11 protein-coding genes are annotated in these 12,311 nt (G+C 41.1%); 3 read left to right on the forward strand and 8 right to left on the reverse strand.

Annotated features, from left to right (window positions below; translation table 11 throughout):
- Positions 1-16: 16 nt before the first annotated feature.
- From AN213_RS12790 to AN213_RS12825, 8 genes are all read right to left on the reverse strand, one after another.
- Positions 17-2,101 (reverse strand): carbohydrate-binding family V/XII, encoded by a 2,085-nt coding sequence (locus AN213_RS12790; RefSeq protein WP_236702926.1) that lies wholly within the window; start codon positions 2,099-2,101, stop codon positions 17-19.
- Positions 2,102-2,291: 190 nt separating this feature from the next.
- The gene (locus AN213_RS12795) at positions 2,292-3,128 is read right to left on the reverse strand and encodes a patatin family protein (RefSeq protein ID WP_055198777.1); all 837 of its coding nucleotides are present in this window, start codon (positions 3,126-3,128) and stop codon (positions 2,292-2,294) included.
- A 103-nt stretch (positions 3,129-3,231) separates the two neighbouring features.
- On the reverse strand, positions 3,232-3,684 hold the full coding sequence (locus AN213_RS12800) for an NfeD family protein (protein WP_054562474.1): 453 nt from the start codon (positions 3,682-3,684) through the stop codon (positions 3,232-3,234).
- A gap of 8 nt (positions 3,685-3,692) precedes the next feature.
- Positions 3,693-4,646: a slipin family protein gene (locus tag AN213_RS12805; protein ID WP_055021437.1), complete on the reverse strand. Its 954-nt coding sequence runs from the start codon at positions 4,644-4,646 to the stop codon at positions 3,693-3,695.
- Positions 4,647-4,768: 122 nt separating this feature from the next.
- Positions 4,769-5,674, reverse strand: a complete 906-nt coding sequence (locus AN213_RS12810) for a GGDEF domain-containing protein (RefSeq protein WP_055198778.1) — start codon at positions 5,672-5,674, stop codon at positions 4,769-4,771.
- A gap of 256 nt (positions 5,675-5,930) precedes the next feature.
- The gene (locus AN213_RS12815) at positions 5,931-6,818 is read right to left on the reverse strand and encodes a bile acid:sodium symporter family protein (RefSeq protein WP_082422973.1); all 888 of its coding nucleotides are present in this window, start codon (positions 6,816-6,818) and stop codon (positions 5,931-5,933) included.
- Positions 6,819-6,827: 9 nt separating this feature from the next.
- Positions 6,828-7,577 (reverse strand): class II aldolase/adducin family protein, encoded by a 750-nt coding sequence (locus AN213_RS12820; protein WP_055198779.1) that lies wholly within the window; start codon positions 7,575-7,577, stop codon positions 6,828-6,830.
- A gap of 9 nt (positions 7,578-7,586) precedes the next feature.
- Positions 7,587-7,907, reverse strand: coding sequence for an Mpo1-like protein (locus AN213_RS12825; RefSeq protein ID WP_055198780.1), 321 nt, complete (start codon positions 7,905-7,907; stop codon positions 7,587-7,589).
- Positions 7,908-8,004: 97 nt separating this feature from the next.
- Between AN213_RS12825 and AN213_RS12830 the strand changes: the two genes are divergently transcribed.
- From AN213_RS12830 to AN213_RS12840, 3 genes are all read left to right on the forward strand, one after another.
- Entirely contained in the window at positions 8,005-8,970 is a 966-nt protein-coding gene (locus tag AN213_RS12830; RefSeq protein WP_055198781.1) for an AraC family transcriptional regulator, read from the forward strand.
- A 230-nt stretch (positions 8,971-9,200) separates the two neighbouring features.
- Positions 9,201-11,135 carry a methyl-accepting chemotaxis protein gene (locus tag AN213_RS12835; RefSeq protein WP_055198782.1) on the forward strand — a complete coding sequence of 645 codons (1,935 nt, stop codon included), beginning with the start codon at positions 9,201-9,203 and terminating at the stop codon, positions 11,133-11,135.
- Between the two features lie 260 nt (positions 11,136-11,395).
- The gene (locus AN213_RS12840; protein WP_055198783.1) at positions 11,396-12,289 is read left to right on the forward strand and encodes a cation diffusion facilitator family transporter; all 894 of its coding nucleotides are present in this window, start codon (positions 11,396-11,398) and stop codon (positions 12,287-12,289) included.
- Positions 12,290-12,311: the final 22 nt, after the last annotated feature.

Raw genomic sequence — 12,311 nt, forward strand, 5'->3', positions numbered from 1 at the left:
TGTTCCTGTTTTTACATTAATGGCCGCGATTAGGCATTTGTCTTTGTGTATTACGGCGCATTTGTTGACGCTGCATACCTTGCTGACGTGCTCTATTTGCCCTATTTAATTGCTGCATACGATTTTGTTGCCTATTTTGAGTGTGCTGGCGTTGCTGTAATGTTTGCTTCGCTTTACTTTTATCTATGCTTTGCAATTTATTTTGCACTTGTTGGCGGTCAATATTTTGTGCCCGATCTTTGATTTGTTGCTGTTTATCGGTAGGTAATGTTTGCCATTTACCCTCAACACGTTGTTGCCATTTATCGCCATCACGCTTGAGCACGTTACCTTTTTGATCCGCAAACACGTTGTTTGCTTTATCGTGTTGGCTGATGGCTGTTTTTAAATCGCGTTTCACTTGCTGCTTTGAAGCGAGACGAGACTTACTCTGATCGCGTTTATAAATATTATGCCTTGGTTGCTTATTATGGTGGCCAGGTTTATGACCGACATTAATTTTGTTACCAATATTGATATTGCCATTATTAATAATAACTGGGCCGCGGTAACCACCCCCATACCAGCCATTACAGCAATGATAAGGTCGATAATGGGTTGGCCATCCAACATTCCAATTCATACCTAGATTTAAAAAACCATTGCTCCAACTTAAGCCAAACGACCAACCCGTCCAGTTGTTATAGCCAATATTAAACCCCCAAGTTGGTGGGCGAGGGTAGTAGTAGCCACCGACCCAGTATGGCGGGTAATACCAACCCGTTCCATACACTGGCACGCCATAATAAGGGTATGACCACATGTAACCTGGGTAATAACCAACATACACCACCTCAGGAGTTGATTCGTATATCTCGACGTAAGTGACGTTGTAAACGGGGGAACTTGGAGGAATTTTTGCGATGTCGTCTTTTGGAATGCTATCAGCAACAAGCCAAGGGCCTTGTGCGGAGTCTGCCTTAAACCACACTGCATTATCGACTGCATAATATTTGCCTTTAATTTGCAGCACTTGTGCATCGGTATTAATGGCATAAGAAACTTGCGTGCCCGGGATCCGTTCAAACTTAGGTTTACCATCATAATACACAGTTAAACTAGTGTCTTTACGGCTGATAGCCGCTGTTTGCGGCACTTTTGCATCTAATACTGCTTCGTCAGCTTCTTCAGTGCCAGCAACTGAAACTCTGAGGCCCCCTAAATCTGATTCAGGTGGAATATTGGCAAAGCTTTCTGGTAGTTCGTCGCCACGTACAAAGGTCCATGGGCCTGTTTGTTGTTTTGCGCGATACCAGCGTCCAGATAACAAGACATACATGTTATTCGTTTGCATTTCACGTAGCCACGGGGTTTCAGTGTTAAACACATACATGAGCTCGCCACCAGTTAAGCTTTTCCATTTAGCTGCGCCATCAGTTGCAATAAGTTCGGTGGGTTTAGTTGTAACAACAATGGCTGGTGGCGCACTTAGATCTGAGCTTTCGGTATCTTTAGGAAGCATTTTTACAAGTTCAGCGGGTGGCGACTGAGTATAGTCATAAGGCCCTTTGGCTTGTTTTGCCTGATACCAAAATTGCCCATCGGTGAGATAACATAGTTTGCTTTTGCTATCTTTAATCACTGTCATGGCAGTGTTTAAAGCGCGCTCATATTGGCTGTTTTCAATTTTACTAAACTTAGGTTCACCATCAAAACTCAATAATACCGACAGTTGCTCTGTGAAAATAATCGTTGGAGGGTCGGTTTTTAACTGCGTTAAACTTTGTTCTGCTGCTTCTGCACTTTCAAGGCTGGCGGTGAGTTGCGAAAGCGAGGTTTCGAATTGACTGGTTTTTATTGCTTCATTAACGACAGCAGTAAATTTTTGTTCGCCTGCATCTTTTGACTCAGGCCAGCGTACATCGGTGACTGTTATATTGCGAACGGTGACGGTATCGTTTTCGCGATCAGTATCTAATTTAGCTGTAAACCAAAATACGCCAAACACTGCGTTATTGCCAGAAACCGAAAATGACATTGCTGCACGGGCTGTTAAAGTATTACCATTTAGTTTCTCGGGTTGTGGCTGGTAAACAATGAGTGTGCCTTGTGATGTTTGCACTTGTTGAGGCCATTCAATAGCTTGGCTAAAAAATGAAAAAAAACATAGAAAAGAGAGTATTAAAAGCCTGAGGGCAGTAATAAAAGGTAGGGGGAGTTTCATGGTCAATCCTTGGCTAACATAACTCTTTAAAGTATAGCCAATGACATCGAAAACGCTTAAAAATTGTTCCTATTTTTAAAGCGTTAGCTTAGGCAACTTGAGTTAAAAAATGTGAGCCCGCATTTAAGCCCATTTCATAACCCGCACTGAGTTTTTCAAATGATTTAGTTGTTCGACCAACAGCAAAGTTGGGTGGCGGTGCAATAATATTAATTTTACAATCGCTTGGTGGGTTGGTAATAAAATCAATGCTTTGATTGTAATTTTCTGCGCGCCTTAAGGTGGCTTCTGCTAATGCCGGGGTGTTTTTATAAAGACGTTTAACGAACCAAGGCGCTTTTGAAGGCTTTTTCTTATAGCCAAGAGGCTGAGATAAAATAACGGTGATTTCTTTATTACCCATCTCGTATGCTTTACGAATAGGAATAGAATCTGCCACGCCACCATCAGTGAGTTGCAAATTGTTGATAACAGGAAATTCTCGATATGCAATCGGCAGCGCACATGAGGCTTTTAATTGCTCTTCTAGAAGTGTTGCATTTGCTTTTAAGTACTCTGCCTGTCCAGTTTGTATATTGGTTGTGACTATATAAAATTCACTGGCTTGTTTTTCGAAGGTGTCGAGATCTAGACGAATATCACGGATGGTTTCTTGCCATAGCCAGTCTAAATCAAACAGGTGACCACCTTTAATAAATCGAACAAAATCGATGAACTCTGGTCGGCAAGAGTAATCGGTGATCACTGCATGGTTACGTTTGTATTGGGCGCACAAATAGGCGGCAATGTTAGTGGCTCCGGCAGAAACACCATAGCATTGATTAAAAGGTTGGTAATTAGCTTGAATAAAAGCATCCAGTACGCCAGTGGCAAAAATGCCACGCATTGCACCACCTTCTACAACGAGTGCCTTGTTATTGTTCATTTTCGCAACCTTGCTTGTAACCGTGAGTGCTTCTAACCATAGCAAACACGGTTACAAAACTAAATAGAGTTTTGGCTCTAAATGAGGTTTAACTATTGCTGAGTTATACCGCCTCTACCCAGAGTACACCAACTTGTTTGTCGGTTACTTTTACTGTACTACCAGCAGCAATGGGAGACTGACTTTTTAATTGCCATGTAATACCCGAATACTGATGTGTGGTTAACCCTTTATCATCAACATCGGCATTAACGACAAAGGTAAGCTCAGCAAAATCGCTATGTATCGGCTTAGTATCGGTTTTATCCTGCATGCGTTTGAGAGGTTTCCAAAGCACGAGAGCAAAACCAAGAGTAAACACGATATTGCTCCAAAGCGCGGTAGTGTAACTCGTATCAAGTAGACCTATATTCATTAGTAAGCCACTGGCAAATAAAGATAAGCCTAAAAACAGTAATACATAGGTACTCATACCCAGTACAGCAACTTCAACAATTAGCGCGATAACACCTATAATCATCAGTGCTTCGGCTAAATGGGTATCTAAAAATGCCATTAGCTCACCTAACTTTGTTGCTTTTTATTCAAAGAGTTAATAATAGACATACCTTGAGCTACAATCGAGCTTGCGTCAGTACCACTTTCAGGAAGTAATACCACAGATGACTCACGAGCAATGGCTTCTTTAGCGGCAATGGCTTTAGTGGCTAGGTCGAGTTGAATTGCTTTTTGGCCTTGCTCTGTATCGGCGGCTTCACCCACTTTACGTAGTGCATCTGCTTGTGCTTCAGCAACGGCGATAATCGCTTTCGCTTCACCTTCAGCGCGTAAAATTTGCTCGGCTTTTTCAGCTTCTGCTGCAAGAACTTGCGCTTGCTTTTTACCTTCTGCCACGTTGATAGCAGATTGACGGTCACCTTCCGATTCTAAAATTTGCGCACGTTTTACACGCTCAGCTTTCATTTGTGCTTCCATGGCTTCCATTACAGAATTAGGTGGCACAATATCTTTAATTTCGTAACGTAAAACCTGAATACCCCAAGGCTCAGATGCTTGGTTAATCGCGGTAACTATGTTGGTGTTTAACATGTCGCGCTCTTCAAAGGTTTTATCTAGTTCCATTTTACCAAGTTCAGAACGCATCGTTGTTTGCGATAGCTGAGTAACCGCAAATACATAGTCATCAACACCATAAGTGGCTTTATACGGGTCAAGCACGCGGAAATACAGCACACCATCGACGATAAGCGAGATGTTATCTTTGGTGATAGCAGACTGCGAAGGCACATCTTGCGCTTGTTCTTTTAAACTGCGGTCAGCGGCAATACGGTCGATAAATGGCACAATAAAGTTTAAGCCGGCTTCTTTGGTCGAATGGTACTTACCAAAACGCTCGATTAACCAGGCACGATTTTGCGGCACAAATTTAACGCTACTTTTTAGTAGCACTAAAACAAAAATTAGAAGAAAGACTTCTACATTTAACAACAGGTCTAAAATGCTAGAAACGGGGTCCATGTACTTTCCTTAATACAATTAATATTATTTTTCACTGCTCAGATTACCACCACAAAGCAAAGCGCGCTATTGATTTGTAATCGTTAGCTGTTTAAGTGCAGTTTTATTCTTTATGCCTTGTATTAATAATTCAGTGCATGTTTTATCAAATACATATGTTGATCTGCTTGTGCGACAATCTCTTCAGCAGTTTTTTGTGTACCTAAAAACATGGTGACGCCGACACTGGCTGAGCCCTTATAGTTAAGATCTTGGTGAATAAACTCAACTTCGATGGCTGTTTGCAGTTTATCGGCAACGCGATAGGCATTTTGTTTGGCTGTTTGCTCATTTCGGCTTAGCCCTTCAAGTAATACAACAAACTCATCGCCACCAATGCGGGCTAAACAGTCTTTTTCGCGCACAACTGTTTTCATTCTTTGTGCAATCTCAACAAGATAAGCGTCGCCGGTATTGTGGCCATATTGATCGTTTAATTTTTTAAACTTATTAAGGTCGATAAATATTACTGCACCATAGTTTTGGTCGCGCTTGCTCATTTGTAACGCAAGCGATAAGCGAATATAAAAATAGCGGCGGTTTAAAAGTTCAGTTAGCGGGTCGGTGGAGGCAGCGTAGAGGAGTTGTTCTTCAAGGTGTTTTCGTTCGGTAATGTCTGTTGCAATACCTAAAATGCCGATGACTTTGTTGGGCTCTGTGTCGCAAATAATAGGGGTTTTCACTTCCCAGAAAATATATTGGTGTCCGTCGGGAAAGGTAAGCTCAACTTCTTCACGGGTACGCTCACCGCTGAGCACCTGCTTGTCTATTTTTGCTAGCTTTTTTACGTCAGGAATTGGGAAAAAGTCCACATCACTTTTATGTTGTAATTCTTGCTCAGAGCAAGCAAATAAACCCAAGGTAAGCTTATTAGCATAAACGTAATGCCCGAGCTCATTTTTTATGTAAACGTATGCGGGTACGTTATCAAGTGCAAACTTTAATTCAGCAACATGAACGGGCAATTTAGAGTTATTAAGTTCGGCCACAATATGTCCCTATATAACAAGCCATAAATTGATAGTGAACGAAAATATCTTATTAAACAAGACTGACCACAGAGCAAAAATTATAACTAATGATTTAGGTATAGTTATGAAAAATAAATAAAAAATTAATAGTTAGGATGGGTGATGAACTTTGTTATTAGGTGTATTTTAGACTCGTTTGGTTATCTCAAATTTTAACTATTTTTTATTACTGTGTGATTAAAAACTTCCTTGTTTTTAGTCATCACTTTGGCTTTTATGCTTTGTTGAGAATGGCAAGGTGTTTTGTATGATGCGCGCTAAATAAGCGACAAAAAATATAACCCGTTACAAACATTGATAAGCTATAGGTTGCTCCAGGAATTGCCATGGCGGCATTATTGATTAAGGTACTCGCAATTAAAATGGCAAGGGTGCCATTTTGTAGCCCAACTTCAACCGCAATGCTCATTTGTTGCTTGTGATCTAAGCCCGATATTTTTGCAAAAAACAGCCCTAGTAACAGCGTGCTGAGGTTTAATGTCAGCGTTGCAATGCCACTGGTCGCAAAAAAGTTCAGCATTTGGTCAGCATTTTTATGAATAATGCTAAGCACTATCACAATTAAGAATACACTCGAAAAACGACGTATAAAGGGTTCTATTTTCAAGCTCAAATGGGGTTTAAAGTGATTAAATACCATTCCTAAGCAAACAGGAAGTACCGTTATCATCAGCATTTGCACTATGGTTTTAATCACTGGCAAAGCGAATTCGTGGCCCGGCACACTGAATGTATGCATGGCAAAATGCATAATCAGTGGCAAGGTAAACGGTGAGATAAATGTTGCTAGCGTTGTTAGACTTATTGAAAGCGCAACATCCCCTTTGAATAAATAGGTATAAAGGTTTGAGGTCACACCACCCGGGCAGCAAGCCACTAAAATCAGGCCAATAGCGAGCTCAGGGGATAGGGTAAAACTCATTGCTAATAAAAACGCAACGCTTGGCAATAAAAGTAGTTGGCAGCTTAAGCCTATTGAAAGTGCTTTGGGGCTAATAAATAATGCCCTAAAGTCTTGCTTTTTAAGCCCTAATCCCATGCCAAACATGATGATAAATAGTGCTAAAGGCAGCACTATTTTAGTCATGATATCAATTTGCATGGTATATCCTTATTGATCGTAACCCGGACTTTTATTGTCGAGTAAGCGCAGTAAGGCAGGCCAAGCAATTGCGCCACCCAGTCCCTTAGTAGCAACTTCAGTTTGCCCTTTGATACCCTCAATAATCGCGCTAGGTACTTGTACGAGTTGCTCGGTATTTTGTGAAGTACGAGTTTGTACAGCGCATGCAGCTTCAAAAACATAAATAAACAAAAATGCATCAGCGACTGTTTTACCCACAGTTAATAGGCCATGATTACGTAGCATTAAAAAGTTATTAGAACCTAGGTCATTCACTAAACGGTCTTGTTCTGCAGGATTAAGGGCAATGCCTTCGTAGTCGTGATAACCCAAACCTGAGTGCACAACAACAGCTTGCTGAGAGATAGGCAATAAGCCGTCTTTGTTAGCAGACACTGCCGTGCCATTGAGTGAGTGGGTGTGAATAACGCAGTGGGCATCATTACGCGCCATATGAATACAGCTATGAATATTAAACCCCGCAGGGTTAACTGGGTATTCGCTGTCATGCAGCTTATTACATTGTTGATCTACTTTGATAAGACTTGATGCCGTAATTTCATGAAACATCATGCCATACGGGTTTATCAAAAATTCGTTGTCTGTGCCGGGGACACGCATTGAAATATGGGTAAAAATTAAATCATCCCAGCCATATAAAGCAACTAGGCGATACGCGGCAGCAAGCTCAACACGGGCTTGCCATTCTTGCTCTGATACTGTGTGTTTCATCGTCATGGTGTTTTCCTAAAATGGTACTTTGCGAATAATAATGTCTTTAAACATGACCCAATCACCAATAAAGCTATAAAAAGGGTGTTTAAAAGTAGCGGGGCGATTTTTTTCAAAAAAGAAATGACCAACCCAAGCAAAGCCATAGCCCACAACTGGGCATAAAATTAGCCAGCTATATTGCTGCTGATAAATAGCGGCAAACAAAATAGCCAAAACAATCCAACTGCCAATGAAATGTAAGCGTCGACAGACTTTATTTTTGTGTTCTTGTAAGTAATAGGGGTAAAACTCTTTAAAGCTCGCGAACTCGCGTTTACTTGCTACAGTGCCCATATTGTTGTCTCCGTTGTTAATTACAGGTTAACAATAGGCTTTTATTCTTTTATTTACTTGATAATATAGGTCATTAAATTGTTTGTTTAGGACATGCATGAGAACCTTATCAAGCTGGTGGCTTCGTGCTATGGCTGAGTCGTTTAAGTGGCAGGGTTTACCAATTAATGAATTGTTTGCAGCGGCAAATATTCCTTTAGCAGAATTAAGTAGCCAAACAGCCCGATACCCACAAGCCAGTGTCAGTATGCTTTGGAAGCAGGCGCAAGCCATGTTACCAAACACCCATTTAGGTCTTTATGTTGGCAGTAACATGAATGTACGCGCTATTCCGGTGGTAGGCATGGCGATTATTCAGTCAACACAGTTATTGAGTGCTTTTCGGCTGATATTGCGTTATCAAAAATTGATGGGCGATACACATAATGTGTCGCTTATCGATCATGGAAGTGAGTATGAACTTCGCTTTAACTTTAGTGATGGTGAGCGTGATATGTCACTGCTAAGCTACGAAGCGCCCATGGCGTTTTGTGTAAAAATAGCGCGCACTGTAAAGGGAAAAGATTGGCACCCAACGCGAATTTGCTTGCAGCGTAAAGAGCCACACAGTGAGATTAATGCGCACTTTAATTGCAAAATTGAATACGGCGCAACGACCCACAGCCTGTTTTTTAGCGAAAATACCGATAGTGAACCAGTTTTATCAAGCCAGATGAAACTAGTGACGCAAACGAATGTGACGCAGGTATTGAGAATTTTGCTTGAAGAGCATTTAATTCAAGGCCAAACCACCAGTAAAGCAATGGCAAAAGCACTTAATATGAGTGAAAAAACGCTGCAGCGCCGTCTTGCAAAAGAGAGCACAAGTTTTAGTAAAGAATTAGCAAGTTTAAGACAGCAAAAAAGTGTGTCATTGTTAAACGAAACAGATCTTTCAGTTACTGAGATAGCCTTTTTATGTGGCTACTCTGAAATTAGCGCATTTCATCATGCATTTCATCGCTGGTATGGCATGTCGCCAAAAACCTACAAGCAAAAAATGGCAATAATAGCAGAGTCATAATAAGCACGGTTTTATTCAGTGAGGTGTTTGTATCTAGCGTTTTAACTAGTAAAAAGGTACAAGCTGGCGTTTGTTCCTATTCTGTTTGAGTTTGATAATTATTAGTACAAAAAACAACAGTAAAAGCTTAAATAGCAATTGCTTAACACAGACTTGTTACCTAAAATTATTGATAGGACGCAAGGATGATCTAAAACCAAAACTCCACCATTAAGTATGAGGCTTGCTGAATGCGAAATCTATCGCTGCGCACTATTTTTATTAGTTTTGTGTTAATTGCATTGTTTGTTGTCACTGTGGTTAGCGCCTTAATCAATACCAGCCAATTTTCTCGGCTTTATTACCAACAAACAGAAAAGCAATTATTGCCTGACGCTGTGGGTAAAGTGGCTGCCGAAATTGACGCTCAAATGCGTTACCCGATCTCTGTGTCACAGTCTTTAGCTGAAAACCAAATTCTGCATACGTGGATGAACGAAGGTGAGAAAAGCTCACCAATTCATCAACGTGTGATGGCGTACTTTGCTGACTTACAAAGAAAAAGTGGTGCGTCATCGGTGTTTTGGGTAAGCAAAAACTCAATGAGTTATTACACACAAGACGGCTTTTTCAAATCAATCTCACAAAGTGAGCCAAGAGACAGTTGGTTTTTTGACTTTATTAGCTCAGATAAACGCCAAGCGCTGGCTTTAGATGTGAGTGAGCAGGGTGGACACCTCACTTTATACGTTAACACCTTGGTTGAAATTGAAGGGCAACGCCTCGGTGTGGCAGGGCTTGGTTATGATATTTCAGATATTTCTAGCATTGTTACGTCGCGTAAAATTGGTGAGCAAGGGTATTTATTCTTAATTGATGAGAGCAAGCGAATTATTGCACACGCAAATGATGCTTATATTGGTAAACAAGTCACAAGCGTCGCTTCATTAAGCGCATTACAAAGCTTTTTGAGCAGTAAACATACTGGCTTTACTCTATCGCAAGTGGAGCTCGCAGATGAAGATGTTTATGCTGGGGTTATGCCAATCGAAGGCACTGGCCTTACTCTTGTGGCGGTTCAGCCTAAGCAAGAGATATCAAGCGCGATTAATACAGTCGTTTGGATGTCGATTATCGTAAGTGTCGTGCTTGCAGGTATATTTTTAGTGTTAACACTTTATTTTGCGAATTGGCTAAGTAAGAAAATACGCAGTGTGGGCGACGAACTACTGGGTATGGCAGGCCACGGCGGTGACTTAACAAAACGTTTAGATGACAGTGTTGATAATGAACTGGGGCATCTTGCTAAAGGCTTTAATGCCATCATAGGTAAAGTAGCTGAGTTGGTAGATGAAATCAGTGTCACCGAGCAAGCGATGCGAGAGGGGATTGACGACCTTGCGAGCTTTGCCAACAAAACCTTTGTTGCTACCGAAGATCAGCGCGCGCAAACCGATCAAGTTGCCACAGCTATTACAGAAATGGGGCAAACTATTAATGAGGTGTCTGATATTGCTCATCGTACAGCAAGCGACACGGAAGAAGCGGTACGAGAAACCGTGCAAACCAATCAAAGTATGGCTGCCACAGCACAAACCATGAATGAGCTGAATGATATTTTGATCACGGTTGATAAAAGTATCGGTGAGTTTGCTAATCAAGCAGCTGAGATCAACTCGGTTGTTGAAGTGATCAATGCAATTTCAGAGCAAACTAACTTATTGGCACTCAATGCGGCAATTGAAGCAGCAAGGGCGGGTGAGCAAGGCCGTGGCTTTGCGGTCGTTGCTGATGAAGTACGCTCACTTGCACAGCGTACGCAAACATCGACTTCTGAAATTAGAGAACAGATTTCGCGTTTACAAAGCTCATCATTGCAATCACAAGAGGCGATTGCCGAAGGCACGCAAAGTAGCCAAAAGGTCACTGAGCTTACGCACGTTGCAGTGTCTGCACTTCAGTCTATTCAGCAGAAGTTTGAAATTATTAGCCAAGGCAACCACCAAGTTGCTGCTGCGACAGAAGAGCAGGGCACGGTGGTTGAGCATATCAATCAGTCGGCTCATGATATTTCAGACAGTGCAATGCAAATACATGATAACGCTGAGCAACAACAACGTGGCACGCAAAGCTTGTTATCGCGTGCTCAGCACCTTAAAGATTTAGTCAGTCAGTTTAAAGTTTAATAGCCTGCTTTTTAAATCTGCTTCGAGTAAAAGGCGTTAACAACATGTGTTGTTAACGCCTTACTGTTTTTTAGCTTACAAGTGAGTGTTTTAGTTTACTTGTTTGCTGCTAATTCCTTTCTTATTAGTAACACATCGTGCAAAAAACTTTCAAAAAGGGACTATTAACTAAGTTTTTAGTGCGTTTAAGTGCGCTGCGTATTACAATTGAGACTTTATATCATTACCGCATTTCCAGCTGATAGGTATTTCACTTCTTCATGACAGATATTACAACACACCAAGCATCTAGACGCCGCTTGTTGATTGCCTTAGCCATAACGTGCTCGTTTATGGTGATACAGGTTATTGGCGCCTATTATTCGAATTCGCTTGCTGTACTTGCTGATGCTGGGCATTTGTTTGTTCATAACAGTTCTTTATTCATCGCGCTTATTGCCTCAAGCATGGCGATATATTTCGCGAAAAACTTTAATGATGGCTACCAGCGCGCAGAGCTCACGGGTGGCTTGATCAATGGCATCTTATATTTAAGCATTAGCTTAATTATTCTTTATGAAGGGGGGGAGCGCTACCTTCATCATAGCGATGGTCATGATTTACAAATTAATAGCTATTTAATGTCGGTCATTTCAGCTATTGGTTTTTTGTTTCATGGTGCTGCAGCATGGGTGCTATACAAAGGGCGCAAAGCAAGCATTAATGTGTATGCGGTGTTTTTACACTCGTTTTTTGATTTAATTTCAACGGTTTCAACCTTCTTCGCTGGTATTTTAATCCACCTAACTGGCTGGGCCGAAATTGATATTATTTCGAGTATGTTGATTGCTACCTTTGTCTTGTTTACTGGGGTTAAAGTGATCATTCGTTGTATTCAAGGCTTACTTGAAAATAGAAGTAAGCTGCCGAATGTAGCTGATATTGAACAAAGTATCGCTTCGGTTGAACATGTACAAAATGTTCATAATGTCACGGTAATGCGCCAAGACAAAGACATTATTGTTGGCGCGCACGTTGTTTTAAAACAGCATTGTACCGTTGAAAAGCATGACGAAGCATGTCGCTTAAAGGTCGAAAAACTATTGCAATCGCGCTTTAAAATTGGAAAAAGTGTGCTGCAAATAGAAAGTCATGAATGCCACCATGTTAATTAAAGTGGCAAAAAGTTTAATTTTC

This window comes from Pseudoalteromonas sp. P1-8 (assembly GCF_001399985.1).
GTDB lineage: Bacteria > Pseudomonadota > Gammaproteobacteria > Enterobacterales > Alteromonadaceae > Pseudoalteromonas.